Raw genomic sequence first — 26644 nt, 5'->3', positions numbered from 1 at the left:
GCTCTTTAACAATCTGGAACAAGCTGAAAATTGAAACATGACGGCTGAAATTTATCCCTCCGTAGACGTATTGGGATAAAGAGTAACCTGTCATAGAGTCTCTCAAATGTTTGCAGCGCGAACGATGGAAACATCTTCGGGTTGTGAGGTTAAGTGACTAAGCGTACACGGTGGATGCCTAGGCAGTCAGAGGCGATGAAGGGCGTGCTAATCTGCGAAAAGCGTCGGTAAGGTGATATGAACCGTTATAACCGGCGATACCCGAATGGGGAAACCCAGTGTGTTTCGACACATTATCATGTCATGAATACATAGTGGCATGAGGCGAACCGGGGGAACTGAAACATCTAAGTACCCCGAGGAAAAGAAATCAACCGAGATTCCCCCAGTAGCGGCGAGCGAACGGGGAGGAGCCCAGAACCTGAATCGGCTTGTGTGTTAGTGGAAGCGTCTGGAAAGTCGCGCAGCAAAGGGTGATAGCCCCGTACACTAAAATGCACAGGTCGTGAGTTCGATGAGTAGGGCGGGACACGTGACATCCTGTCTGAATATGGGGGGACCATCCTCCAAGGCTAAATACTCCTGACTGACCGATAGTGAACCAGTACCGTGAGGGAAAGGCGAAAAGAACCCCGGCGAGGGGAGTGAAATAGAACCTGAAACCGTGTACGTACAAGCAGTGGGAGCACCTTCGTGGTGTGACTGCGTACCTTTTGTATAATGGGTCAGCGACTTATATTTTGTAGCAAGGTTAACCGTATAGGGGAGCCGTAGGGAAACCGAGTCTTAACTGGGCGATTAGTTGCAAGGTATAGACCCGAAACCCGGTGATCTAGCCATGGGCAGGTTGAAGGTTGGGTAACACTAACTGGAGGACCGAACCGACTAATGTTGAAAAATTAGCGGATGACTTGTGGCTGGGGGTGAAAGGCCAATCAAACCGGGAGATAGCTGGTTCTCCCCGAAAGCTATTTAGGTAGCGCCTCGTGAACTCATCTTCGGGGGTAGAGCACTGTTTCGGCTAGGGGGCCATCCCGGCTTACCAAACCGATGCAAACTCCGAATACCGAAGAATGTTATCACGGGAGACACACGGCGGGTGCTAACGTCCGTCGTGAAGAGGGAAACAACCCAGACCGCCAGCTAAGGTCCCAAAGTCATGGTTAAGTGGGAAACGATGTGGGAAGGCATAGACAGCCAGGATGTTGGCTTAGAAGCAGCCATCATTTAAAGAAAGCGTAATAGCTCACTGGTCGAGTCGGCCTGCGCGGAAGATGTAACGGGGCTAAACCATGCACCGAAGCTGCGGCAGCGACGCTTAGCGTTGTTGGGTAGGGGAGCGTTCTGTAAGCCGTTGAAGGTGGCCTGTGAGGGTTGCTGGAGGTATCAGAAGTGCGAATGCTGACATAAGTAACGATAAAGCGGGTGAAAAGCCCGCTCGCCGGAAGACCAAGGGTTCCTGTCCAACGTTAATCGGGGCAGGGTGAGTCGACCCCTAAGGCGAGGCTGAAAAGCGTAGTCGATGGGAAACAGGTTAATATTCCTGTACTTGGTGTTACTGCGAAGGGGGGACGGAGAAGGCTAGGCTAGCCGGGCGACGGTTGTCCCGGTTTAAGCGTGTAGGGGGTGTGACCTGGTAAATCCGGTTGCATATCAACCCTGAGGCGTGATGACGATGCACTACGGTGCAGAAGTAGTTGATGCCCTGCTTCCAGGAAAATCCTCTAAGCTCCAGGTAACATTAAATCGTACCCCAAACCGACACAGGTGGTCAGGTAGAGAATACCAAGGCGCTTGAGAGAACTCGGGTGAAGGAACTAGGCAAAATGGTGCCGTAACTTCGGGAGAAGGCACGCTGGCATGTAGGTGAAGTCCCTCGCGGATGGAGCTGAAGCCAGTCGAAGATACCAGCTGGCTGCAACTGTTTAATAAAAACACAGCACTGTGCAAACACGAAAGTGGACGTATACGGTGTGACGCCTGCCCGGTGCTGGAAGGTTAATTGATGGGGTCAGCCGCAAGGCGAAGCTCTTGATCGAAGCCCCAGTAAACGGCGGCCGTAACTATAACGGTCCTAAGGTAGCGAAATTCCTTGTCGGGTAAGTTCCGACCTGCACGAATGGCGTAATGATGGCCAGGCTGTCTCCACCCGAGACTCAGTGAAATTGAACTCGCTGTGAAGATGCAGTGTACCCGCGGCAAGACGGAAAGACCCCGTGAACCTTTACTATAGCTTGACACTGAACATTGAGCCTTGATGTGTAGGATAGGTGGGAGGCTTTGAAGCGTGGACGCCAGTCTGCGTGGAGCCATCCTTGAAATACCACCCTTTAATGTTTGATGTTCTAACTCGGCCCCATAATCTGGGGTGAGGACAGTGTCTGGTGGGTAGTTTGACTGGGGCGGTCTCCTCCCAAAGAGTAACGGAGGAGCACGAAGGTTAGCTAATCACGGTCGGACATCGTGAGGTTAGTGCAAAGGCATAAGCTAGCTTGACTGCGAGAGTGACGGCTCGAGCAGGTACGAAAGTAGGTCTTAGTGATCCGGTGGTTCTGAATGGAAGGGCCATCGCTCAACGGATAAAAGGTACTCCGGGGATAACAGGCTGATACCGCCCAAGAGTTCATATCGACGGCGGTGTTTGGCACCTCGATGTCGGCTCATCACATCCTGGGGCTGAAGTAGGTCCCAAGGGTATGGCTGTTCGCCATTTAAAGTGGTACGCGAGCTGGGTTTAGAACGTCGTGAGACAGTTCGGTCCCTATCTGCCGTGGGCGTTGGAAGATTGAGAGGGGTTGCTCCTAGTACGAGAGGACCGGAGTGAACGCACCACTGGTGTTCGGGTTGTCATGCCAATGGCATTGCCCGGTAGCTAAGTGCGGAAAAGATAAGCGCTGAAAGCATCTAAGCGCGAAACTTGCCTCAAGATGAGTCTTCCCTGGGCCTTTAAGGCCCCTGAAGGAACGTTTAAGACTAAGACGTTGATAGGCTGGGTGTGTAAGTGCAGCGATGCATTGAGCTAACCAGTACTAATGATCCGTGAGGCTTAACCTTACAACACCGAAGGTGTTTTTAGAGAGATTTTCAGCGAAGTTCCGAGATTGGTTCTGATGGCTTCATGGAAGTGAAGCGGTTGGAATGAAACAGAATTTGCCTGGCGGCAATAGCGCGGTGGTCCCACCTGACCCCATGCCGAACTCAGAAGTGAAACGCCGTAGCGCCGATGGTAGTGTGGGGTCTCCCCATGCGAGAGTAGGACACTGCCAGGCATCAAATTAAGCGTGCTGATATGGCTCAGTTGGTAGAGCGCACCCTTGGTAAGGGTGAGGTCCCCAGTTCGACTCTGGGTATCAGCACCACTTTATTTAAAGTGGGTTTAGAAGTTCGGCAGAAAAAAGAATTTGCTTGGCGGCAATAGCGCGGTGGTCCCACCTGACCCCATGCCGAACTCAGAAGTGAAACGCCGTAGCGCCGATGGTAGTGTGGGGTCTCCCCATGCGAGAGTAGGACACTGCCAAGCATCAAATAAGCCAAGAGGCCATCCGAAAGGATGGCCTTTTTGCTTTTAGGGCTTCTCATCTCCCGCGCCGATATCCTGGCGATCCTCGTGCAATGAAACATTTTCACCTTTCCGCTGAATGCTCGACAGCGACGGAAAAAAACGCTATCTTCGGGCATCTAGAAGTCTAAACGTATAAATGGATATGTGAGGGTTAAGCAATGCCGATTCGTGTTCCTGATGAGTTACCTGCGGTCAATTTCTTGCGCGGTGAGAATGTCTTCGTGATGACATCCTCGCGGGCAAAAACACAGGAAATCAGGCCACTGAAAGTGCTGATCCTCAACCTGATGCCAAAGAAGATCGAAACGGAAAACCAGTTTCTGCGTCTGTTGTCCAACTCGCCGCTGCAGATTGATATCCAGCTGCTGCGCATCGACAGCCGCGAATCGAAGAACACGCCGGCCGAGCATCTGAACAACTTCTACTGCGACTTCGAGGATATCCAGAATGAGAACTTCGATGGCCTGATTGTCACCGGCGCGCCGCTGGGGCTGGTTGATTTCTGCGATGTTGCCTACTGGCCGCAGATCGAACGGGTCATTGACTGGGCCAAAAACCATGTCACCTCTACGCTGTTCGTGTGCTGGGCGGTACAAGCGGCGTTGAATATCCTGTACGGCATTCCCAAGATGACGCGCGAAGTGAAGCTCTCCGGCGTTTATCCGCACCAAACGCTGCAGCAGCATGCGTTGCTGACGCGCGGCTTCGACGAAAGCTTCCTGGCGCCGCATTCACGCTATGCCGATTTCCCGACCGAGGTGATTCGCCAATATACCGACCTGGATATTCTGGCCGAATCCGAGCAGGCTGGCGCCTACCTGTTCGCCAGCAGGGATAAGCGCCTGGCATTTGTCACCGGCCATCCTGAGTATGATGCCCTGACCCTGGCCGGGGAGTATTGTCGCGACAACGAAGCTGGCCTCGATCCTGCCGTACCGCTCAACTACTTCCCCGATGACAACCCCGCACTGACACCGAAAGCCACCTGGCGCAGCCATGGCCACCTGCTGTTCTCCAATTGGCTCAACTATTACGTCTACCAGATCACGCCTTACGATCTGCGCCATATGAATCCGACTCTCGACTGATCTTTTCTGCCTGCCGGCGGCTGAATCGAGGCCGCCGCGCTGTTGATCCTCTGTACGATCCTCTTTTTACCCGCCACTTTTCCTAAAAAACCATTGGCCAACAGCGTGTTAGCCTGTCTTTGCGATTCTATTGGAACCGATTTCCTTACCCGTTGGTTATGTTATTTGTTCTAACCAATTGATAATAAAGTGTTAATAAAATATTTAATAATAAAATGGAAATGGTTTTTGATTTTTATTTTTTGTTGAGTATTCTTAGAGCTATCGGGATGAGATCTGACCAGTTTGGGATCGTTTCATCCGCCCTGATCCACAGTGATTTCTGATGAAAATGCGCCGGTCGCTCGGGCGCAATGATGGGAAGGAGCAAGGTCATGACGCAACAGATAGCAGGCACGGAGTTAAGGTTTACCCAGGGTTTCGCCGCTGCGGAGCGCCAGGTATTAACGGATGAAGCGGTTGAATTCCTGGCGGAACTGGTGGGGAAATTCACGCCGCGGCGCAATGAGCTGTTGGCGGCGCGTGCCCGCTGGCAGCAAAATATCGATCGCGGCGAGCTGCCTGGATTTATTTCGGAAACCAATTCCATTCGTGAAGGCGACTGGCAGATCCGCGGCATTCCGCAAGATCTGCGCGATCGCCGGGTCGAGATCACCGGGCCGGTAGAACGCAAGATGGTGATCAATGCGCTTAACGCCAACGTAAAAGTGTTTATGGCGGACTTCGAAGACTCCCTGGCGCCAAGCTGGGATAAAGTCATCGACGGTCAAATCAACCTGCACGATGCGGTTAACGGCACCATCTCCTACACCAATGAAGCCGGCAAAATCTACCAGCTGAAACCGAATCCGGCGGTGTTGATCGCTCGCGTGCGCGGCCTGCATTTGCCGGAAAAACACGTGCTGTGGCGTGATGAAGCCATTCCCGGCGGCCTGTTCGATTTCGCGCTGTATTTTTATCACAACTATCGCCAGCTGTTGGCTAAGGGCAGCGGCCCGTATTTCTACCTGCCGAAAACCCAGTCCTGGGAAGAAGCGGCCTGGTGGAGCGATGTCTTCAGCTTTACCGAGGATCGATTCGATCTGCCGCGCGGCACCATCAAGGCGACGGTGTTGATCGAAACCCTGCCGGCGGTGTTCCAGATGGACGAGATCCTCTATCACCTACGCGATCACATCGTTGGCCTGAACTGCGGCCGCTGGGATTACATCTTCAGCTACATCAAAACGCTGAAGAATCACGGCGATCGCGTGCTGCCGGATCGTCAGTCGGTGACCATGGAGAAACCTTTCCTCAGCGCCTATTCACGCCTGTTGATCAAAACCTGTCATAAGCGCGGCGCCTTCGCCATGGGCGGCATGGCGGCGTTTATCCCGAGCAAAGACGCTGAGAAAAACGCCTGGGTGCTGAACAAGGTGCGGGCGGACAAAGAGTTGGAGGCCAACAATGGCCACGACGGCACCTGGGTGGCGCACCCGGGGCTGGCGGACACGGTGATGGAGGTGTTCGGCAACGCATTGGGCGATCGCCAGAACCAACTGGACGTGATGCGTGAGCAGGATGCGCCAATCAGCGCCGCGCAGCTGCTGGAGCCATGCGACGGCGAACGCACCGAAGCGGGGATGCGCGCCAATATCCGCGTGGCGGTGCAGTACATCGAAGCCTGGATCTCCGGCAACGGCTGCGTGCCTATCTATGGGTTGATGGAAGATGCCGCGACGGCGGAGATCTCCCGTACCTCTATCTGGCAGTGGATCCACCACGAGAAGAGCCTGAACGACGGGCGCCCGGTCACCAAGGCGCTGTTCCGCCAGATGTTGCAAGAAGAGATGTTGGTGGTGCGTGAAGAAGTAGGGGAAGCGCGCTTTAACGCCGGCCGGTTCGAAGAGGCGGCGCGCCTGATGGAGCGCATCACCACGCAAGATGAATTAATCGATTTCCTGACGTTGCCCGGCTATGCGCTGCTGGCCTGAACTTTCCCAATCAACCCTACATGACTGAAAGGATAAAAATTATGTCTACCTCTCGCTCTCAACAGATCCAGCAGCTGGAACAGGAATGGAAATCGGCCCGTTGGGAAGGCATTACCCGCCCTTACAGCGCTGAAGACGTGATCAACCTGCGCGGTTCGGTCAACCCGGAATGCACCCTGGCACAAAACGGCGCCGCCAAACTGTGGGCGTTGCTGAACGGCAAGGCGCGCAAAGGCTACGTGAACTGCCTGGGCGCGCTCACCGGCGGCCAGGCGCTGCAGCAGGCCAAAGCCGGCGTCGAGGCCATCTACTTGTCCGGTTGGCAGGTGGCGGCCGACGCCAACAGCGCGGCGGCCATGTACCCTGACCAATCGCTGTATCCGGTGGACTCGGTGCCGAAGGTGGTCGAGCGCATCAACAACACCTTCCGCCGCGCCGATCAGATCCAATGGGCGAACCAGATTGAGCCGGGCAGCAAAGGGTACACCGATTATTTCCTGCCGATCGTCGCCGATGCGGAAGCCGGCTTCGGCGGCGTGTTGAACGCCTTTGAGCTGATGAAAGCGATGATTACCGCCGGGGCCGCCGGGGTGCACTTCGAAGATCAGCTGGCGGCGGTGAAGAAATGCGGCCATATGGGCGGCAAAGTGCTGGTGCCGACGCAAGAAGCGATCCAGAAACTGGTCGCCGCGCGCCTGGCGGCCGACGTGCTCGGCGTGCCGACGCTGGTGATCGCCCGTACCGACGCCGATGCGGCCGACCTGCTGACCTCTGACTGCGATCCGTATGACAGCGCCTTCGTCACCGGCGAGCGTACGGCGGAAGGCTTCTTCCGTACCCATGCCGGCGTCGAACAGGCGATCAGCCGCGGTCTGGCTTATGCCCCTTACGCCGATATGGTGTGGTGCGAAACCTCAACGCCGGATCTGGATGCCGCCCAGCGCTTCGCAGACGCCATCCACGCCAAATACCCAGGCAAGCTGCTGGCCTACAACTGCTCGCCGTCGTTCAACTGGAAGAAGAACCTCGACGACCAGACCATCGCCCGCTTCCAGCAGGCGCTGTCGGACATGGGCTACAAGTATCAGTTCATCACGCTGGCGGGCATCCACAGCATGTGGTTCAACATGTTCGACCTGGCGCACGCCTATGCGCAGGGTGAAGGGATGAAACACTACGTCGAGAAGGTGCAGCAGGCGGAGTTCGCCGCGGTAGAGCGCGGTTACACCTTCGCGTCGCACCAGCAAGAGGTGGGCACCGGCTACTTCGACAAGGTCACCACCATCATTCAGGGCGGCGCCTCTTCGGTCACCGCGCTGACCGGTTCGACGGAAGAACAGCAGTTCTGATGCGGCAAGCTTGAAGACGTTTCACCCGGAGCCTGCATGCGCAGGCTTCTTTTTCTGGCGGGGGGTAAGGATGGCGGCAAAACTGGAGTTGTTGATCGCTCAGACGATCCTGCAGGGCTTCGATGCGCAGTACGGCCGCTTTCTGGAAGTGACCGCCGGCGCGCAGCAGCGCTTTGAGCAGGCGGATTGGCCGGCGGTGCAGCAGGCGATGAAAAAGCGCATCCATCTGTACGACCATCACGTCGGCCTGGTGGTGGAGCAGCTCAAATGCATCACCGGGCAGAAATATTTCGACGCCGACTTCCCCAGCCGGGTCAAAGCGGTCTATATCGACCTGTTGCCGGACTACCCGCGTTTTGAGATCGCCGAAAGCTTCTTCAACTCGGTTTATTGCCGGTTGTTCAAGCATCGCGATCTGACGCCGGACAAGCTGTTCGTCTTCAGTTCGCAGCCGGAACGGCGCTTTCGCGACATTCCGCGTCCGCTGGCGCGCGATTTTACCGCCAATGGCGATCTGCCGGCGATGCTGCGCAGCGTGCTGAGCGATCTGCCGCTGCGGCTGCCGTGGGAGGATCTGACGCGCGATATTCGCTACATCACTCAGGCGCTGCAGCGCGCCTTCAGCCCACAGCAACTGACGGGGGCGACCTTCCAGATCGCCAACGAGCTGTTCTATCGCAACAAGGCCGCCTGGCTGGTCGGCAAGTTGCGCCTGGCCGACGGCGTTTACCCGTTCCTGTTGCCGATCCACCACAGCGAATCGGGCGCGCTGTTTATCGACGCCTGCCTGACCGGCAAGGCCGAGGCCAGCATCGTCTTCGGTTTCGCCCGCTCTTATTTCATGGTCTACGCACCGCTGCCGGCGGCGATGGTGGAGTGGCTGCGCGAGATCCTGCCGGGCAAGACCACCGCCGAGCTGTACATGGCGATCGGCTGCCAGAAGCACGGCAAAACCGAATGCTACCGCGAATACCTGACTTTTATGGCGCACTCGCAGGAGCAGTTCATCATCGCGCCGGGGGTGAAGGGCATGGTGATGCTGGTGTTTACCCTGCCGTCCTTCGATCGGGTGTTTAAAGTGATCAAAGACGAATTCGCCCCGCAAAAAGAGGTGACGCAGGCGCAGGTGATGGCTTGCTATCAGCTGGTGAAAGAGCACGATCGCGTCGGGCGCATGGCGGATACCCAGGAGTACGAGAATTTCGTCGTCGACAAGGCGCGCCTCAGCCCGGAACTGCTGGCGGAGCTGCGACGCGAAGTGCCGGACAAACTGGAAGATCTTGGCGATCGCATCGTGATTAAGCACCTGTATATGGAACGGCGCATGACCCCGCTGAATCTGTATCTGGAGCAGGCCAACGACCAGCAGATGCGCGATGCGATTGAAGAGTACGGCAATGCCATCAAACAGCTGGCCGCCGCCAATATCTTCCCCGGCGACATGCTGTTCAAGAACTTTGGCGTGACGCGCCACGGGCGGGTAGTGTTCTACGACTACGACGAGATTTGCTACATGACCGAGGTCAACTTCCGCGATATCCCGCCGCCGCGTTATCCGGAAGATGAACTGGCCAGCGAGCCGTGGTACAGCATCGCGCCCAACGACGTGTTCCCGGAAGAGTTCCGCCACTTTCTGTGCGGCGATCGGCGCATTCGGCAGATGTTTGAAGAGCTGCACAGCGATCTGTTTACCGCGGAGTATTGGCGCGGGTTGCAGCAGCGCATCCGCGAAGGGCATGTGGAAGACGTATTCGCTTATCGCAAGAAGCAGCGGTTCAGCCAGCGCAGCGGGGCGGCGCTGCCGGCTGCCACCGCTGCGATGTAAATCAGGCTTGAGCGCCCGCGACGGCGGCGCGCGCCAGTTCGGTAATGCGCGCGTAGTCGCCGCTTTCGAGCGCGTCCGCCGGCACCAGCCAGGAGCCGCCGATGCACAGCACGCTTTTCAGCGCCAGATAGCTGCGGTAGTTGTCCGGTGAGATGCCGCCGGTCGGGCAGAAGCGCACCTGCGGGAACGGGCCGCCGATCGCCTGCAGCGCTTTTACGCCGCCGTTGGCTTCCGCCGGGAAGAATTTAAACTCGCGCAGGCCGTAATCCATGCCCTGCATCAGTTCGGAAACGGTGCTGATGCCCGGGATCAAGGGAATGGAACCGGCGGTGGCGGCCTTAAGCAGCTCGTCGGTCAGGCCTGGGCTGATGGCGAACTGCGCGCCGGCTTCGGTCACTTCCCGCAACTGCTGCGGATTGATCACCGTACCGGCGCCGATGATCGCTTCCGGCACCTCTTGGGCGATGGCGCGAATGGCGTCCATGGCGCAGGCGGTGCGCAGCGTCACCTCCAGCACCCGCACGCCGCCGGCGACCAGCGCTTTCGCCAGCGGCACCGCATATTCCAGCTTGTTGATCACGATGACCGGCACCACCGGCCCCGCCGTCAGGATCTGCTCGGCGCTTGTTGTCCACTTGTTCATGCTGACGTTCTCCTCTGTGGCCGCCGCCAGGCGGCGATGCGGCCAGGCTATCGATTAAAATTTGATGCAGCAGGCGCCCTGTTCGGCGCCGGACAGCTGGCTGCGCAGCGCGCCGAACAGCTCGCGGCCGCAGCCGATGTGTTCCGCGCTCAGATCGGGTTGGCATGGCGTGCGCCGGGCCAGTTCGTCGGCGTCGACCAGCACCTGCAGCTCGCCGCTGCGGCCGTTGACGCGGATCGGATCGCCGTCGCGCACTTTCGCCAGCAGGCCGCCGGTATAGGCTTCCGGGGTGACGTGGATGGCGGAAGGCACCTTGCCGGAGGCGCCGGACAGGCGGCCGTCGGTCACCAGCGCCACTTTGAAGCCGCGATCCATCAGCACGCCCAGCGGCGGCATCAGCTTGTGCAGCTCGGGCATGCCGTTGGCCTGCGGCCCCTGGAAACGCACCACCACCACACAATCGCGATCCAGCTTGCCGGCTTCGAACGCCGGCACGATGTCGTGCTGGCTGTCGAACACTACCGCCGGCGCTTCGATGATCTGGTTGTCGGCGGGCACCGCCGAGGTTTTCATCACCGCGCGGCCCAGGTTGCCGGCCATCACTTTAGTGCCGCCGTGATGTTCAAACGGCTGAGTGACGCTGGCGATCACGCTGGCGTCGAGCGAGCCGGCCACGCCTTCGCGCCACACCAGTTGGCCGTTATCCAGCCACGGTTCCTGGGTGTAGCGGCGCAGGCCGAAACCGGCCACGGTATGCACGTCTTCGTGCAGCAGCCCGTGTTGCAGCAGCTCTCGCACCACCAGCGGCACGCCGCCGGCGGCCTGGAACTGGTTGATGTCGGCCGGGCCGTTCGGATAGATGCGGCACAGCAGCGGCACCGCCTCCGACAGCTCCGAGAAATCGTCCCAGGTGATGATGATGCCCGCCGCGCGCGCCATCGCCACCAGATGCATGGTCAGGTTGGTGGAGCCGCCGGTGGCCAGCAGCGAGACGATGCCGTTCACCACCACTTTCTCGTCCACCAGGCGGCCGATCGGCAGGTAGTTGCCGGCGGTATCGGTCAGTCGGGTCACCTGGCGCGCGGCGGCGTCGTTCAGCGCGTCGCGCAGCGGCGTGTCAGGATGGACGAAGGAGGCGCCCGGCAGATGCAGGCCCATCACTTCCATCACCATCTGGTTGGTGTTGGCGGTGCCGTAGAAGGTGCAGGTGCCGATGCCGTGATAAGAGGCGGCCTCGGCCTCCAGCAGCGCCAGGCGATCAGCCTTGCCTTCGGCGTACAGCTGGCGTACGCGCACCTTTTCCTTGTTCGGCAGGCCGCTGCTCATCGGGCCGGCCGGCACGAACAGCGCGGGCAGGTGGCCGAAGGAGAGGGCGGCCATCACCAGCCCCGGTACGATCTTGTCGCAGATGCCGAGGAACAGCGCGCCGTCGAACATATTGTGCGACAGGCCGACGGCGGCCGACATGGCGATCACGTCGCGGCTCATCAACGACAGCTCCATGCCGTCCTGCCCCTGCGTCACGCCGTCGCACATCGCCGGCACGCCGCCGGCCACCTGGCCCACGGCGCCGACCGCCTTCAGCGCCTGCTTCAGCCGCTGCGGGTAGTGTTCGTACGGCTGGTGGGCCGACAGCATGTCGTTGTAGGCGGTGATGATGGCGATATCGCTGCGCACCATGTTTTTCAGCGACGCCTTGTCATCGGGCTGACAGGCGGCGAAGCCGTGGGCCAGGTTGCCGCAGGCCAGCTGCGCGCGGTGGACGGTTTGGGCGCGGGCCGCCTCGATACGCGCCAGATAAGCGGCGCGGCTGGCCTGGGAACGGTCGATGATGCGCTGTGTGACACGGGACAAGGTTGGATTAATCATGCCTTCCTCACATTGCTGTTGTTATAGTCGCCGCCTGTGGCGGTGCCCCCGGGGGTGATTCGCAGCCCTGGTGTGCAAGGCCGGGGGCGATTTGGGATTTAAAACATCGTGAATGCAATCATGCCGATGGCGCCGCCGACGGTGCCCAGAATGGTTTCCATCACCGTCCAGGTTTTCAGCGTTTGCAGTTCGTTGGCGCCGGTGAATTTGCCGAACAGCCAGAAGCCGGCGTCGTTGACGTGGCTCAGCACGATGGAGCCGCCGGCGATGCAGATGGCCAGCGCGGCCAGTTGCCCGCCGCTGAGCCCGAGCTGGCTGGTGACCGGCAGCACCAGGCCGACGGTGGTCAGGCAGGCGACGGTGGCCGAGCCCTGAATCACCCGCACCATGGCGGACAGCGCGAACGCGGCTACGGCGATCGGCAGGCCGGCGCCGATCATGGCGTCACCCAGCGCCGGCCCGACGCCGGAATCCACCAGGATCTGCTTGAACACCCCGCCGGCGCCGGTCATCAGCAGGATGATCCCGGCCGGCTGCACCGCGGCGGAGCAGATGGCCAGGGTCTGTTCGTTGCTCATGCCGCGCGGTTTCGCCAGACCGTAAATCACGATCAGGCAGGCCAGCAGGATGGCGGTGAACGGGTGGCCGATAAACTCCAGCCACTGCTGCAGCTGCGAGCCGGGGGTGACCAGCCGCGCGCCGATAGTCTTCATGCCGACCAGCACCAGCGGGCACAGCACCAGCGCCAGGCTAAAGCCGAACGACGGCAGATTGCCCTTGGTCAGCGTCGGCTCATTCTCTTCCGGCGGCATTGGCCAGTTGACGAAGCGGCTGATAAAGCTGCCGTACAGCGGGCCGGCGATCAGCATGCCGATCACCGCCGCCACCAGGCCGATGGCGATCATCCAGCCGAAGTCGGCCTTCATCTGCGATGCCAGCAGCATCGGCACCGGCCCCGGCAGCAGGAAGGACGCGGCGGCGGCCACGCCGGCGAACAGCGGGATGGCCAGCTTGACGATATTGCCGTCGGTGCGGCGCGCCACGGCGAACACGATGCCGATCAGCAGCACCACCGCCACGTCAAAGAACAGCGGCAGCGCGCAGATCAGGCCAGCGATGCCGAGCGCGTAGTGCGCCTTGCTTTGTCCGAATCGTTTCAGCAATTGCGCCGCAATTTGATCGAGCGCACCGACCTCATGCAGGATCTTGCCGAACATCGCCCCGAGCGCCACCACGATCGCCAGGAAGCCCAGCGTGTCGCCCATGCCTTTCTGCATGGTGTCGGCGATGTGTTCCAGCGGCATGCCGGAGAAAATGCCGGCGGCGATGGACACCAGCATCAGCGCGACGAAGGCGTGCATGCGCGCCTTCATCACCAGGAATAACAGCAGTAAAACCGAGCCGACTGCGGTACCGACCAGCGTTACAGTACTCACGCGCACACGTCCTGCGGGAGGAAACTTTGGATATGGCGCACGGTATCGGCGATCACCGCGTCCAGCGGTTGATTGATGTCGATCGCCATCACGTCGTTCTCGTCGGCGCCCGGTTGCTCCAGCGCGGCGAACTGGGTGACCAGCATCTGCGGCTTGAAGAAGTGGCCGTTGCGCGCCGCCAGGCGGGATTCGATCACCGGGAACTCGCCGTGCAGATAGATGAATGACAGGTTGCCGTTGCCGGCGCGCAGGCGGTCGCGATACTGCTTTTTCAACGCCGAACAGACGATGATCGACACGTTGTTGGTGCGTTGCATGGCGAAGGCGGCGTCGTTGAGCGCGGCCAGCCACGGCGCGCGATCGTCGTCGTTCAACGCCTCGCCGGCGGCCATCTTCAGGATATTGCTGCGCGGGTGCAGGAAGTCGCCGTCGAGGAAGCCGGCGGAGAGTTGGCGGGCCGCGGCGGCGGCGACGGCGGACTTGCCGCTGCCGGAAACGCCCATAACGACGTAAATGCGATTTTGATTGTTGGTCATGGTTTGGCTCCAAAACACCGGGTGACGTTACCTTCGTTTAGTCTGATTGTTACCGGTAACATGTTATCGGTAACATTGTCGAAGGAAGTTTGAGCGGTTGCAATGGGCTTTCGCCGTGAGGATCGTTAACTGTGATCGGCTTCAAGCTTTTTGCCTGTGTGCTAAACAGGATGCCGACAGCCTGTTACATGCTGACAACAGAGCATGGCAGGGGAGCAGGGGCGCGCTGGGGCGCCCCTCGGATGGGCTGGATCAGCGCACGCCGCCGTAGGCCAGGCTGATCTCTTTGGCTGCATGGATCACCAGCGCGCCCAGCTCGATCACGCGATCGTCGGTGATGCGCGACACCGGGCCGGAGATGGAAATGGCGGCGAAGGCTTCGCGGTGCTCGTCGAAGATGCAGGCCGCCACGCAGCGCAGGCCGAGCGCGTGCTCTTCGTCGTCAAAGGAGAAGCCCTGTTTGCGGATCTGCGCCAGCCCCTCTTTCAGGTTGTGTGGCGTCAGGGTGTGCGGCGTGTAGGTGTGCATGCCTTTCTTGTGCAACAGTTTGGTCACCTGATCGTCCGGCAGGGTGGCGAGGAACGCTTTGCCGGCGCCGGAGGCGTGCATCGGCAGTTTGCCGCCGATCGGCGCCGACATGCGCATCAGCGCCGTACACTGCACCTGATCGATGATGATCGCTTGGTACTCGCTGGTATCCAGCACCGCCAGGTTGACGGTTTCGCCGGACTCTTCCATCAGGCGGCGCAGCGTCGGATGCACCATCGCCAGCAGGTTGCGGCTTTGCAGGAAGCTGCTGCCGACCACAAAAGCGTGCGAGCCGATAGTCCACAGGCCGAGATCGCCGACCTGGCGCACGAATCCCTGCTGCTGCATGGTGGTGAGCAGGCGGTGAGTGGTGGAGTTCGGCAGGCCGGCCTGCTGGGCCAGATCGGTCAGCGCCACGTTGCCCTGGGCTTCCGAAATGTATTCCAACAGTTTCAGGCCACGGGTCAATGATTGTACCTGACCGGTCGTCGCACTGGCGGCGGGGGCTGCTGCGCGGGGCTTCTTGCCGCGCTTGGCGGGAGCAGGGGTGGCCATGGGTGAGATTCCTTTTTCCGTATGATGGAATTCATTTTCGTTTTTTGTCGATGAATTGCAAGCCGCCGTCAGCTCATCGGAGGTGTTGGCGCACAACCTGAAAAACTCTCAATTGTCGCCTGGCCCTTTGTCCTTACAAGCTGTGCTAGGATGACTCGTTGGTGTTTGCGGCAGTTGAGCAATGGGCTGGATGGCAATGGAAGGGGTTACAGTGACGAATCGAGTAGAACAACTGCGCCGCCAGTTAGCGCAGCGCATTTTGGTGTTGGACGGCGGCATGGGCACCATGATCCAGAGCTACCGTCTGGACGAGCGCGATTTTCGCGGTGAGCGTTTCGCCGACTGGCGCAGCGATCTGAAAGGCAATAACGATCTGCTGGTGCTGACCAAGCCGGAAGTGATCACCGCCATTCATTACGCCTATCTCGAGGCGGGCGCCGATATCCTTGAGACCAATACCTTCAACTCCACCTCCATCGCCATGGCCGACTACCACATGGAGTCGCTGTCCGCCGAGATTAACTATCAGGCCGCCTGCCTGGCGCGCGCCTGCGCCGACGAATGGACGGCGCGCACGCCGGAAAAACCGCGCTACGTCGCCGGGGTGTTGGGGCCGACCAACCGCACCGCGTCCATCTCGCCGAACGTCAACGATCCGGCGTTCCGCAACATCTCGTTCGATGAACTGGTGGCGGCGTACCGTGAATCGACCCGCGCGCTGGTGGAGGGCGGCGTCGATCTGATCATGATCGAAACCATCTTCGACACCCTCAACGCCAAGGCCGCCGCTTTTGCGGTGGAAACCGAATTCGAAGCGCTGGGGGTGGAACTGCCGATCATGATTTCCGGCACCATCACCGACGCCTCCGGCCGCACCCTGTCCGGCCAGACCACCGAAGCGTTTTACAATTCGCTGCGCCACGTCAAACCGCTGACCTTCGGCCTGAACTGCGCCCTGGGCCCGGACGAGCTGCGCCAGTACGTCGCCGAGCTGGCGCGCATCTCGGAGACCTATGTCACCGCGCACCCGAACGCCGGTTTGCCGAACGCCTTCGGCGAGTACGATCTGGATGCGGCCGAGATGGCGCGTCAGGTCGGGGAGTGGGCGCAGGCCGGCTTCCTCAATATCATCGGCGGTTGCTGCGGCACCACGCCGGAACATATCGCCGCGATGGCCAAGGTGGTCGAGGGCGTGCCGCCGCGCCGGCTGCCGGAGCTCCCGGTCGCCTGTCGCCTGGCCGGTCTGGAGCCGCTGACCATCGACGCCAACACCCTGTTCGTCAACGTCGGCGAGCGCACCAACGTCACCGGTTCGGCGCGTTTCAAACGCTTGATCAAAGAAGAGAAATACAACGAGGCGCTCGACGTGGCGCGTCAGCAGGTCGAGAGCGGCGCGCAGATCATCGACATCAACATGGACGAGGGGATGCTCGACGCCGAAGCGGCGATGGTGCGCTTCCTCAACCTGATCGCCGGCGAGCCGGATATCGCCCGGGTGCCGATCATGATCGACTCCTCCAAGTGGTCCGTTATCGAGAAAGGCCTGAAGTGCATTCAGGGCAAGGGCATCGTCAACTCGATCTCGATGAAGGAGGGCGAAGAGGCCTTTATCCATCACGCCAGGCTGGTGCGCCGCTACGGCGCCGCGGTGGTGGTGATGGCGTTCGACGAAGTGGGCCAGGCGGACACCCGCGAGCGCAAGTTCGAGATCTGTCGCCGCGCCTATAAAATTTTGACCGAGCGCGTCGGCTTCCCGCCGGAAGACATCATTTTCGACCCGAACATCTTCGCAGTCGCCACCGGCATCGAAGAGCACAACAACTACGCCGTCGACTTTATCGAAGCCTGCGCCGACATCAAAACCCACCTGCCGCACGCGATGATCTCCGGCGGGGTGTCCAACGTGTCGTTCTCGTTCCGCGGCAACGATCCGGTGCGTGAGGCGATCCACGCGGTATTCCTGTATCACGCCATTCGCAACGGCATGGACATGGGCATCGTCAACGCCGGGCAGCTGGCGATTTACGACGATCTGCCTGGCGAGCTGCGCGAGGCGGTAGAAGACGTGATCCTCAACCGTCGCGAGGACGGCACCGAACGCCTGCTGGAACTGGCGGAAAAGTACCGCGGCAGCAAAGACGGCGAAGCGGCGGTGCAGCAGGCGGAATGGCGCGGCTGGCCGGTGGAGAAGCGGCTGGAATATTCGCTGGTGAAGGGCATCACCGAGTTTATCGAACTGGACACCGAAGAAGCGCGGCAGCAGGCCGAACGCCCGATCGAAGTGATCGAAGGGCCGCTGATGGCCGGGATGAACGTGGTCGGCGATCTGTTCGGCGAGGGCAAGATGTTCCTGCCGCAGGTGGTGAAATCCGCCCGCGTGATGAAGCAGGCGGTGGCCTACCTGGAACCGTACATCGAGGCCAGCAAGCAGCAGGGCACCTCCGCGGGGAAAATCCTGTTGGCGACGGTGAAGGGCGACGTGCACGACATCGGCAAGAACATCGTCGGCGTGGTGCTGCAGTGCAACAACTATGAAATCGTCGATCTTGGCGTGATGGTGCCAACGGAGAAAATCCTGCGCACCGCGCGCGAGGAGAACGTCGACATCATCGGCCTGTCGGGGCTGATCACGCCGTCGCTGGACGAGATGGTCAACGTGGCCAAAGAGATGGAGCGCCAGGGCTTTACGCTGCCGCTGCTGATCGGCGGCGCCACCACCTCCAAGGCGCACACCGCGGTGAAAATCGAGCAGAACTACAGCGGCCCGACCACCTACGTGCAAAACGCCTCGCGCACCGTGGGCGTGGTGTCGGCGCTGCTGTCCGCCACCCAGCGCGACGAGTTTGTGGCGCGCACCCGCAAAGAGTATGAAACGGTGCGCATTCAACACGCGCGCAAAAAGCCGCGCACGCCGCCGGTCGATTTGCAGAAGGCACGCGCCAACGCCATGGCGCTGGACTGGGCCGACTATCAGCCGCCGGCGCCGCGGCAGCTTGGCGTGTTTCCGGTGTCGGCCGGCATCGAGACGCTGCGCCACTATATCGACTGGACGCCGTTCTTCATGACCTGGTCGCTGGCGGGCAAATACCCGCGCATCCTCGAGGATGAGGTGGTGGGGGAAGAGGCCAAGCGCCTGTTCCACGACGCCAATCAGATGTTGGATCGGCTGGCGGCCGAGCGCAGCCTCAACCCGCGCGGCGTTTACGGTTTGTTCCCGGCCAACCGCGTCGGCGACGACGTGGAAGTGTACTGCGACGAACAGCGCGCCGAGGTGCTGGCGGTGAGTCGCCATCTGCGCCAGCAGACGGAAAAAACCGACTTCCCGAACTATTGTCTGGCGGACTTCGTGGCGCCGAAAAGCAGCGGCAAGGCTGACTACTTCGGCGCCTTCGCGGTGACCGGTGGGCTGGAGGAGGACGCGCTGGCCGCGGCGTACGATGCACAGCACGACGATTACAACAAAATCATGGTCAAGGCGCTGGCGGATCGTTTGGCGGAGGCTTTCGCCGAATACCTACACGAACAGGTGCGCAAGTTGCACTGGGGTTATGCCGCCGACGAGAACCTGAGCAACGAGGAACTGATCCGCGAAAACTATCAGGGCATCCGGCCGGCGCCGGGCTACCCGGCCTGCCCGGAGCACACCGAAAAAGCGACCATCTGGCAGCTGCTGGACGTCAACCGCCACACCGGCATGGAACTGACGGAGTCCTTCGCCATGTGGCCGGGGGCGGCGGTGTCCGGCTGGTACTTCAGCCATCCTGAGAGCAAGTACTTCGCGGTGGCGCAGATCCAGCGCGATCAGGTGGAAGACTATGCGGCGCGTAAAGGGATGAGCGTGAGCGAGGTCGAACGCTGGCTGGCGCCAAACCTCGGTTACGACGCCGACTGACTTTCCTCTTTAAGGGCGCAGCGATGCGCCCTTGTCATTTACAGCGCTTCCACATCGATATGCAGCGCGTCGTACCGCCAATACTCCAGGTCGCAATCGATCACCCGGTCATGTTGATCGCGATTCACCCGCGTAATGAACAGCGCCGGGCTGCCGTAGGTCACCTTCAGCATGGCGGCGGCCTGCTGCGGCAGCAGGGTGGGCAGCATGTCGAAACGCACCCGGCCGTAGTGAATGCCGTAGCGCGCGGCGTACAGCGCGGTCAGCGACTGGGTCAGATCTTCGTCCAGAATGCCGGGGAAATAGGCCGGATTGAGGTAGTGCTCGCAGTACAGCACCGCACGTCCGTCGATGTAGCGCAGCCGACGAATGCGATAGGCCTCGGCGCCGGAGGGCAGCGCCAGGCGGCCGGCCAGCGGCGCGTCGAGCGTGACGACCGCGCTGTCGATCGCTTCGGTATGCGCGGCGCGCCCCTGCTGCTGCGCCATGGCGTGAAAATGGCTGCGCTGCAGCGGGTTGTAGATCAAACGTGGCGGCGAGATGAACCAGCCGCGCCGCACCTGGCGGTAGATGACGCCCTGCGCCTCCAACTGGCCGAGCGCCTCCTGCAGGGTAATGCGGGTGGTGGCGAATTGCTCGCTCAGGGCGCGTTCGGAGGGCAGCTTGCCGCCCACGGCGAACTCGCCGGCGGTGATGCGGGCGTGCAGCGTTTGGCAGATGGTGGCGACGGTCGTCGGTGCTTCACTCATACAGCGGGTGTCCCGTTTCAGTGCGTTTGGCCTTTAAGGTAGACCAGCGTCGCGTTTTCGCCGTTGCAATGGGTGATAAAACTGTCGCTTTTTTAAGCTGACATATAATTATCACATTCGTCCGTTAGATTGGTTTGGTCCTTGCTGGACTAGTCCAGCCCTCCCCACACTACCACCTGGAGCATCAGTTATGAAACGTTTGTGCGCTTCTGTGTTAACCAGTGCCATCGTGTTATCCAGCCAGATGAGCTGGGCCGCGGATACCGATCTGGCGGCGCTGGAGCAGGCCGCGAAGAAAGAAGGCGAAGTCAACAGCGTCGGCATGCCGGACAGCTGGGCCAACTGGAAAGGCACCTGGCAAGATCTGTTGAGCAAGTACGGCCTGAAGCATGTCGATACCGACATGAGCTCCGCGCAGGAGATCGCCAAATTCGATGCGGAAAAGAACAACGCCACGGCGGACATTGGTGACGTCGGCGCGGCCTTCGGCCCGGTGGCGGTACAGAAGGGCGTGACGCAGCCGTACAAACCTTCTACCTGGGATCAGGTGCCGGATTGGGCGAAAGACAAAGACGGCCACTGGGCGCTGGCTTATACCGGCACCATCGCCTTTATCATCAACAAACAGCAGGTGAAAGACATCCCGCACAGCTGGGCCGATCTGCTGAAGGGCAGCTATCAGGTCACCATCGGCGACGTCGGCACCGCGTCGCAGGCGGCCAGCGGCGTGCTGGCCGCCACCTACGCCATGGGCGGCAACGAGAAAAACCTCAAGCCGGGCCTGGAATTCTTCGGCAAGCTGGCCAAGGCCGGCCGACTGAGCCTGAGTAACCCGGTGATCGCATCGCTGGAGAAAGGGGAAGTGCAGGTTGGCGTGGTGTGGGACTTCAACGGCCTGAACTACCGCGACCAGATCGACAAAACCCGTTTTGAAGTGCTGATCCCGTCGGACGGCTCGATCACCTCCGGCTACACCACCATCATCAACAAATACGCCAAGCACCCGAACGCCGCCAAACTGGCGCGCGAATACATCTTCTCCGACGCCGGCCAGATCAACCTGGCGCGCGGCTATGCGCGTCCGATCCGCGCCGAGCATCTGACGCTGCCGGACGACGTCAAGGCCAAGCTGCTGCCGGCCGAGCAGTACAAGAATGCGCACCCGATCGCCGATCCGGCGGCCTGGGAACAGAGCGCCAAAGCGCTGCCGCGTCTGTGGCAGGAAAACGTCATTATGTTTATGCAGCAGTGAGTTAACGCACCATGAAAACGATCCTCGTGCTGCTGGACGGCCTCAACTACCGGGTGGCGCACGACGCCATGGGGTATCTGCAGGCCGAATGCGCGGCGGGACGCGGGCGGTTGTACCTGCTGGAGAGCGAGTTGCCCTCGCTCTCCCGGCCGCTGTATGAATGCATCCTCACCGGCGTCACGCCGGTGGAGAGCGGCGTGGTGCATAACCACGTCTCGCGCCTTTCTCATCAACAAAGCGTGTTTCATTACGCGCGCGCCGCCGGGCTGACCACCGCCGCCGCCGCGTATCATTGGTTCAGCGAATTGTATAACCGCACGCCGTTCGACGCCGCGCGCGACCGCCATACCGACGCCCCCGAGCTGCCTATCCAGCACGGGCATTTTTATTACGACGACGGCTATCCCGACAGCCATCTGTTCGACGACGCCGAAAGCCTGCGCCAGCGTCATCAGCCGGACTTCCTGCTGATCCACCCGATGAACATCGACGATGCCGGCCACCGCTTTGGCCTCTCTTCGCCGCAGTACCGCAACGCGGCGCGCCGCGCCGACGGTTCGCTGTCGCGTTACCTGCCCGAGTGGCTGGCGGCCGGTTATCAGGTGCTGGTTACCGCCGACCACGGCATGAACGACGATCGCAGCCACGGCGGGGTGTTGCCGGAAGAGCGCCAGGTGCCGCTGTTCGTATTCGGCGCGGGCTTCAGCCAGGATGACGCCGATCCGCAGCAAACCGAGCTGTGCGGCACGATCTGCGATCTGCTGCAGGCGCCGCACGACAAGCCGCGCTGCCGGGCGCTGCTGGCGCAGGATGCGCGATGAACAGCAAAACCAAATGGATCGCCGCGCTGTGCCTGCTGCCGTTTATCGTGCTGTTCGGCGCGTTTCAGATCGCCCCGCTGGTGTGGATCGCCGTTCACAGCTTTTTCAGCGAGAGCAGCGGCTGGGGATGGGGCAACTATGTCGATATCCTCACGTCGCCGTTCTACCTGCAGGCCTTTCAGTTCTCGCTGGAGATCTCGCTGTGGTCGAGCGTCTACGGCTTGCTGATTGCATTAGTGGGCAGTTACTCACTGCGCCAGCTCGGCCAGACCCGGTTTCATGACTTTGTGATGTCGTTCACCAACATGACCAGCAACTTCGCCGGGGTGCCGCTGGCGTTCGCCTTCGTCATTCTGCTGGGGCTGAACGGCTGCCTGACGCTGCTGCTGCGAAAATACGGTTTGATGGAGAGCTTCAACCTCTATTCGAAGAGCGGCCTGATCGTGCTGTATACCTACTTCCAGATCCCGCTCGGGGTGCTGCTGCTGTATCCGGCATTCGACGCGCTGCGCGCCGACTGGCGCGAATCGGCGGCGCTGCTCGGCGCCGGCCCCTGGCGCTACTGGCGGCATATCGGCCTGCCGGTACTGGCGCCGGCGCTGATGGGCACCTTCGTCATCCTGCTGGCCAACGCGCTGGGCGCCTACGCCACGGTGTACGCGCTGACCACCGGCAACTTCAACGTGATCCCGATCCGCATCTCGGCGCTGGTGGCGGGGGACATCTCCCTCGATCCGAACCTGGCCAGCGCGTTGGCGATGCTGCTGGTGGTAATGATGGCGTTTATCACGGTGATCCACCAATGGATGCTGCGCAGGAGTTACCTCAATGCGCGCTCATAATCGGATGGAGAATGCTCATGTCGCGTGCTGAACGCCTCTATCACCGCACGGTGACCGGCCTGCTGCTGCTGATCCTGCTGCTGCCGCTGGCGGCGACGCTGATTTACGCGCTGGCCACCCAGTGGGGCGCCACCATTTTACCGGACGGCTTTACCCTGAAGTGGCTGACGGCGCTGTGGAGCGACCCGCGCTTTTTGCAGGCGCTGTGGCACTCGCTGCTGATCTGCTTCGGCACGCTACTGCTGTCGGTGGTGGTGATCCTGCCGGCGATGTTTGTAATCGCTTACTACTTCCCTAGGCTTGACGCGGTAATGAATGTGCTGATTCTGCTGCCGTTCGCCGTGCCGCCGGTGGTGTCGGCGGTGGGGCTGATGCAGCTGTTCGCCGCCGATCCGCTGCCGCTGCTCGGCACCCCCTGGATTTTGGTGGGCTGCTATTTCACCATCGCGCTGCCGTTTATCTACCGCGCCATCAGCAACAACATGCAGGCGATTAACCTGCGCGATCTGATGGACGCCGCGCACCTGCTCGGCGCCAGCACCTGGCAGGCGGCGCTGTGGGTGGTGCTGCCGAACCTGCGCAAGGGCGGAACGATCGCCGTGCTGCTGTCGTTTTCGTTCCTGATCGGCGAGTTCGTGTTCGCCAACCTGCTGGTGGGCAGCCAGTATGAAACGCTGCAGGTCTATCTGTTCAATATGCGCAACGGCAGCGGGCACTTTACCAGCGCGCTGGTCATCTCTTATTTCGCCGTGGTGCTGCTCGTCACCTGGCTGGCGAACCTGCTGAATAAAAACAAGGGCTAACCCGATGGCTTATCTCAACGTCACCCGTTTGAACAAACACTATGGCCAGACTCAGGTGTTTCAGGATATCGATTTCACCGCCGAAGAGGGGGAGTTCGTCACCCTGCTGGGGCCGAGCGGCTGCGGCAAATCGACGCTGCTGCGCTGTCTGGCCGGCCTGACCCCGGTCGACAGCGGGCATATTTTGCTGCAGGGCCAGGATCTGGTGCCGCTGGCGCCGCAAAAGCGCGGCATCGGCATGGTGTTCCAAAGTTATGCGCTGTTTCCCAATATGACGGTGGAAGGCAACGTGGCCTTCGGCCTGAAAATGCAGAAGCTGGCGGCCGGGCAGATCGGCCTGCGGGTGCAGGAGGCGCTGGCGCTGGTGGAGCTGAGCGATCTGGCGAAGCGCTATCCGCATCAGCTGTCGGGCGGCCAGTGTCAGCGCGTGGCGCTGGCGCGATCGCTGGTCACTCGCCCGCGTCTGCTGCTGCTCGACGAACCGCTGTCGGCGCTGGACGCGCGCATCCGCAAACACCTGCGTGAGCAAATTCGGCGCATTCAGCGCGAGCTGAACCTGACGGCGATCTTCGTCACTCACGATCAGGAAGAGGCGCTGACCCTGTCGGATCGCATCGTCCTGATGAACAAGGGGCAGATCGTGCAGAGCGGCGATGCGGAAACCCTGTATACCCAGCCGGCGGACGCTTTCGCCGCCGGTTTTATCGGCAACTATAACCTGCTGAGCGCCGAACAGGCCGGCCGGCTGACCGGGCGCAGTTATGCCGGCAAGGTGGCGATCCGTCCCGAATCGATCGGCCTGTTGCCGGCCGGACAGGGGATCGGCGGGGTGATCCTGGGCCACAGTTTGCTCGGGAATGTGGTACGCTATCGGATTCAGGTTCGTGAGGTAGAGTTGCTGGTTGACGTGCTCAACCGTTCGGTGGCCGATCTGCGGCCCGACGGCGCGGAAATTGGTCTACACTTGGAACCTGTTGTATTGCGGGAAGTTGCATGACTTCGCAGCGCGGCGCAGGGGCTCTCCCACCGCCGTCTTAACCCTTCTTTTCTGCGGTCTGCCCCCGCCCGCTGTCCTGCCAGACCCACGCCCGGCAGGCGGGACCGCGCGCTGTACCCGTCAGTCTTTTTTGCCCGCCGGCTGCGGCTGGGGCGAACAGAACCGTTCCGTCCGTCCGCGCCGCCTGACAAGCATCGGGTATCAGCCTCCTTTGGCCGGGCGTTAATGGAGCGTATCTTCCGTGCTGACTCTTCTTCACCTGCTTTCGTCCGTGGCGCTGTTGGTGTGGGGAACCCACATCGTGCGCACCGGGATCATGCGGGTTTACGGCGCCAATCTGCGGCGCGTTTTGAGCGACAGCGTTGAGAAAAAACCGTTGGCGTTCGTTTCTGGCATCGGTGTGACCGCGCTGGTGCAAAGCAGCAACGCCACGGCGCTGCTGGTGACCTCTTTCGTCGCACAGGGGCTGGTGGGGCTGGCGCCTGCGCTGGTGATCATGCTCGGCGCCGACGTCGGCACCGCGCTGATGGCGCGCGTGCTGACCTTCGATCTTTCCTGGCTGTCGCCGCTGCTGATCCTGGTCGGCGTCTTCCTGTTCCTCAGCCGCAAGCAGATGCGGATCGGCCAGATCGGACGCGTTCTGATCGGCCTCGGGCTGATCGTGCTGGCGCTGGAGCTGATCGTGGCCGCCGCCACGCCGATCACCCAGGCGGCCGGGGTGAAAGTGCTGTTCTCGTCGCTGACCGGCGACGTGATGCTGGACGCCCTGACCGGCGCGCTGTTCGCCATTGTCAGCTATTCCAGCCTGGCGGCGGTGCTGCTGACCGCCACCCTGACCGCCACCGGCGTGATTTCGCTGAAGGTGGCGCTCTGTCTGGTGATCGGCGCCAACCTCGGCAGCGGCCTGTTGGCGATGATCAACGCCAGCGGTCAGAACGCCGCCGGGCGGCGCGTGGCGCTCGGCAGCCTGCTGTTCAAGCTGGTGGGCTGCATACTGGTGCTGCCGTTCGTCTCCTATCTGGCGGATTTGATGGCTCAACTGCCGGGCGGCAGCGAAGAGCTGGTGATCTATTTCCACGTGTTCTACAACCTGATCCGCTGCCTGGTGATGATCCCGCTGGCCGGGCCGATGGCGACGCTGTGCGAACGGCTGATCGTCGACGAAGCGGCCGACGATCCGCGCATGCGGCCGCGCCATCTGGACGCCAGCGCGCTGGACACGCCGACGCTGGCGTTGGCCAACGCGGCGCGCGAAACGCTGCGCATGGGCGACGTGGTGGAACACATGATGATCCTGCAACGTGAAGTGTTGCACGGTAAGCAGGGGGTCGATAAAGAGGTGCGGCGCCTCGACGATGACGTCGACGTGCTGTACACCGCCATCAAGCTGTATCTGGCGCAGATCCAGAAGGAAGATCTGGGCGAGGAAGACTCGCGCCGCTGGGCGGAAATCATCGAAATGGCGCTCAACCTGGAACAGGCGGGCGACATCATCGAGCGCATGGCCGGCGACGTGGGCGCCAAGTCGCACGCCGCGCGCCGCGCCTTCTCGGCGGAAGGGTTGGCGGAGCTGGACGGGCTGCACGAACGGCTGATCGGCAACCTGCGCCTGGGGCTGTCGGTGTTCCTGTCCGGCGACGTCACCAGCGCCAAACGCCTGCGCCGTTCCAAGCACCGCTTCCGCATTTTGGATCGCCGCTACGCGCACGCGCACGTCGATCGTTTGCACCAGCAAAACGTGCAGAGCATCGAGACCAGTTCGTTGCATTTGGGATTGTTGGGGGACATGAAGCGCCTGAACTCGCTGTTTTGCGCCGTGGCTTACAACGTGTTGGATCAGGATGCCAAGGATGACGATCGCGACTGGGAAGACACCCCGAGCACGCTGTAAAAAAAACGCCCCCGGAAAACCGGGGGCGTTGTG

The 26644-nt window shown here is 61.0% G+C and carries 17 protein-coding genes, 1 tRNA gene and 3 rRNA genes; 15 read left to right on the top strand and 6 right to left on the bottom strand.

What is annotated here, in order from left to right:
- Positions 1 to 147: 147 nt before the first annotated feature.
- The 8 genes from J0F90_RS22375 (at position 148) to aceK (ending at position 9797) form a co-directional block, all read left to right on the top strand.
- Positions 148 to 3054, top strand: a 23S ribosomal RNA gene (locus J0F90_RS22375).
- A 99-nt stretch (positions 3055 to 3153) separates the two neighbouring features.
- Positions 3154 to 3269: ribosomal RNA gene (gene rrf / locus J0F90_RS22370) — 5S ribosomal RNA — on the top strand.
- A gap of 14 nt (positions 3270 to 3283) precedes the next feature.
- Positions 3284 to 3359, top strand: a tRNA-Thr gene (locus J0F90_RS22365).
- A 45-nt stretch (positions 3360 to 3404) separates the two neighbouring features.
- Positions 3405 to 3520, top strand: a 5S ribosomal RNA gene (gene rrf / locus J0F90_RS22360).
- Positions 3521 to 3720: 200 nt separating this feature from the next.
- Positions 3721 to 4650, top strand: a complete 930-nt coding sequence (gene metA, locus J0F90_RS22355; protein ID WP_004936623.1) for a homoserine O-acetyltransferase MetA — start codon at positions 3721 to 3723, stop codon at positions 4648 to 4650.
- 374 nt (positions 4651 to 5024) lie between these two features.
- Positions 5025 to 6623 (top strand): malate synthase A, encoded by a 1599-nt coding sequence (aceB, locus tag J0F90_RS22350; RefSeq protein WP_016930307.1) that lies wholly within the window; start codon positions 5025 to 5027, stop codon positions 6621 to 6623.
- Positions 6624 to 6664: 41 nt separating this feature from the next.
- The gene (aceA, locus tag J0F90_RS22345; protein ID WP_033639246.1) at positions 6665 to 7972 is read left to right on the top strand and encodes an isocitrate lyase; all 1308 of its coding nucleotides are present in this window, start codon (positions 6665 to 6667) and stop codon (positions 7970 to 7972) included.
- Positions 7973 to 8042: 70 nt separating this feature from the next.
- Complete coding sequence (gene aceK / locus J0F90_RS22340; protein WP_033639248.1) at positions 8043 to 9797, top strand: bifunctional isocitrate dehydrogenase kinase/phosphatase; 1755 nt, start codon at positions 8043 to 8045, stop codon at positions 9795 to 9797.
- Position 9798: 1 nt separating this feature from the next.
- Here aceK and J0F90_RS22335 read toward each other — a convergent pair whose 3' ends face one another.
- The 5 genes from J0F90_RS22335 to iclR all read right to left on the bottom strand — a co-directional run bounded on the left by J0F90_RS22335 (position 9799) and on the right by iclR (position 15364).
- Positions 9799 to 10440 (bottom strand): bifunctional 4-hydroxy-2-oxoglutarate aldolase/2-dehydro-3-deoxy-phosphogluconate aldolase, encoded by a 642-nt coding sequence (locus J0F90_RS22335; protein WP_016930304.1) that lies wholly within the window; start codon positions 10438 to 10440, stop codon positions 9799 to 9801.
- Between the two features lie 54 nt (positions 10441 to 10494).
- Entirely contained in the window at positions 10495 to 12309 is a 1815-nt protein-coding gene (gene edd, locus J0F90_RS22330) for a phosphogluconate dehydratase (RefSeq protein ID WP_033639249.1), read from the bottom strand.
- A 98-nt stretch (positions 12310 to 12407) separates the two neighbouring features.
- Positions 12408 to 13745 (bottom strand): gluconate transporter, encoded by a 1338-nt coding sequence (gene gntU, locus J0F90_RS22325; RefSeq protein ID WP_033641342.1) that lies wholly within the window; start codon positions 13743 to 13745, stop codon positions 12408 to 12410.
- A complete protein-coding gene (gene gntK / locus J0F90_RS22320; protein ID WP_004936645.1) occupies positions 13742 to 14281 on the bottom strand; it encodes a gluconokinase in 540 nt (179 codons plus the stop codon). The genes gntU and gntK overlap by 4 nt, the downstream gene beginning before the upstream one ends.
- A gap of 252 nt (positions 14282 to 14533) precedes the next feature.
- A complete protein-coding gene (iclR, locus tag J0F90_RS22315) occupies positions 14534 to 15364 on the bottom strand; it encodes a glyoxylate bypass operon transcriptional repressor IclR (RefSeq protein ID WP_033639250.1) in 831 nt (276 codons plus the stop codon).
- A 196-nt stretch (positions 15365 to 15560) separates the two neighbouring features.
- Between iclR and metH the strand changes: the two genes are divergently transcribed.
- Positions 15561 to 19256: a methionine synthase gene (metH, locus tag J0F90_RS22310; RefSeq protein ID WP_103086409.1), complete on the top strand. Its 3696-nt coding sequence runs from the start codon at positions 15561 to 15563 to the stop codon at positions 19254 to 19256.
- Positions 19257 to 19294: 38 nt separating this feature from the next.
- Here the strand turns inward: metH and J0F90_RS22305 are convergent, their stop codons facing one another.
- Positions 19295 to 20005, bottom strand: a complete 711-nt coding sequence (locus J0F90_RS22305; RefSeq protein WP_004936656.1) for a UTRA domain-containing protein — start codon at positions 20003 to 20005, stop codon at positions 19295 to 19297.
- A 190-nt stretch (positions 20006 to 20195) separates the two neighbouring features.
- Between J0F90_RS22305 and J0F90_RS22300 the strand changes: the two genes are divergently transcribed.
- The 6 genes from J0F90_RS22300 to J0F90_RS22275 all read left to right on the top strand — a co-directional run bounded on the left by J0F90_RS22300 (position 20196) and on the right by J0F90_RS22275 (position 26611).
- Positions 20196 to 21257, top strand: a complete 1062-nt coding sequence (locus tag J0F90_RS22300) for an ABC transporter substrate-binding protein (protein ID WP_004936660.1) — start codon at positions 20196 to 20198, stop codon at positions 21255 to 21257.
- A gap of 11 nt (positions 21258 to 21268) precedes the next feature.
- Positions 21269 to 22078, top strand: coding sequence for an alkaline phosphatase family protein (locus J0F90_RS22295; RefSeq protein ID WP_033639252.1), 810 nt, complete (start codon positions 21269 to 21271; stop codon positions 22076 to 22078).
- Positions 22075 to 22920 carry an ABC transporter permease gene (locus tag J0F90_RS22290; protein WP_016930298.1) on the top strand — a complete coding sequence of 282 codons (846 nt, stop codon included), beginning with the start codon at positions 22075 to 22077 and terminating at the stop codon, positions 22918 to 22920. Before J0F90_RS22295 ends, J0F90_RS22290 begins: the two co-directional genes overlap by 4 nt.
- A 17-nt stretch (positions 22921 to 22937) precedes the next feature.
- Positions 22938 to 23723, top strand: coding sequence for an ABC transporter permease (locus tag J0F90_RS22285; RefSeq protein WP_033639254.1), 786 nt, complete (start codon positions 22938 to 22940; stop codon positions 23721 to 23723).
- A 4-nt stretch (positions 23724 to 23727) separates the two neighbouring features.
- On the top strand, positions 23728 to 24720 hold the full coding sequence (locus tag J0F90_RS22280; RefSeq protein WP_033639255.1) for an ABC transporter ATP-binding protein: 993 nt from the start codon (positions 23728 to 23730) through the stop codon (positions 24718 to 24720).
- Between the two features lie 241 nt (positions 24721 to 24961).
- Positions 24962 to 26611: a Na/Pi cotransporter family protein gene (locus J0F90_RS22275; protein WP_016930295.1), complete on the top strand. Its 1650-nt coding sequence runs from the start codon at positions 24962 to 24964 to the stop codon at positions 26609 to 26611.
- Positions 26612 to 26644 lie beyond the last annotated feature (33 nt).

This window comes from Serratia marcescens subsp. marcescens ATCC 13880, assembly GCF_017299535.1.
GTDB classification, from domain to species: Bacteria; Pseudomonadota; Gammaproteobacteria; order Enterobacterales; family Enterobacteriaceae; genus Serratia; species Serratia marcescens.
This window is presented reverse-complemented; position numbering and strand designations above follow the sequence as displayed.

Bases quoted from the DNA above. Each gene is read 5' to 3' on its own strand.
- metA (WP_004936623.1), top strand. From the start codon at position 3,721: ATGCCGATTCGTGTTCCTGATGAGTTACCTGCGGTCAATTTCTTGCGC.
- aceB (WP_016930307.1), top strand. From the start codon at position 5,025: ATGACGCAACAGATAGCAGGCACGGAGTTAAGGTTTACCCAGGGTTTC.
- aceA (WP_033639246.1), top strand. From the start codon at position 6,665: ATGTCTACCTCTCGCTCTCAACAGATCCAGCAGCTGGAACAGGAATGG.
- aceK (WP_033639248.1), top strand. From the start codon at position 8,043: ATGGCGGCAAAACTGGAGTTGTTGATCGCTCAGACGATCCTGCAGGGC.
- J0F90_RS22335 (WP_016930304.1), bottom strand. From the start codon at position 10,440: ATGAACAAGTGGACAACAAGCGCCGAGCAGATCCTGACGGCGGGGCCG.
- edd (WP_033639249.1), bottom strand. From the start codon at position 12,309: ATGATTAATCCAACCTTGTCCCGTGTCACACAGCGCATCATCGACCGT.
- gntK (WP_004936645.1), bottom strand. From the start codon at position 14,281: ATGACCAACAATCAAAATCGCATTTACGTCGTTATGGGCGTTTCCGGC.
- iclR (WP_033639250.1), bottom strand. From the start codon at position 15,364: ATGGCCACCCCTGCTCCCGCCAAGCGCGGCAAGAAGCCCCGCGCAGCA.
- metH (WP_103086409.1), top strand. From the start codon at position 15,561: ATGGAAGGGGTTACAGTGACGAATCGAGTAGAACAACTGCGCCGCCAG.
- J0F90_RS22305 (WP_004936656.1), bottom strand. From the start codon at position 20,005: ATGAGTGAAGCACCGACGACCGTCGCCACCATCTGCCAAACGCTGCAC.
- J0F90_RS22300 (WP_004936660.1), top strand. From the start codon at position 20,196: ATGAAACGTTTGTGCGCTTCTGTGTTAACCAGTGCCATCGTGTTATCC.
- J0F90_RS22295 (WP_033639252.1), top strand. From the start codon at position 21,269: ATGAAAACGATCCTCGTGCTGCTGGACGGCCTCAACTACCGGGTGGCG.
- J0F90_RS22290 (WP_016930298.1), top strand. From the start codon at position 22,075: ATGAACAGCAAAACCAAATGGATCGCCGCGCTGTGCCTGCTGCCGTTT.
- J0F90_RS22285 (WP_033639254.1), top strand. From the start codon at position 22,938: ATGTCGCGTGCTGAACGCCTCTATCACCGCACGGTGACCGGCCTGCTG.
- J0F90_RS22280 (WP_033639255.1), top strand. From the start codon at position 23,728: ATGGCTTATCTCAACGTCACCCGTTTGAACAAACACTATGGCCAGACT.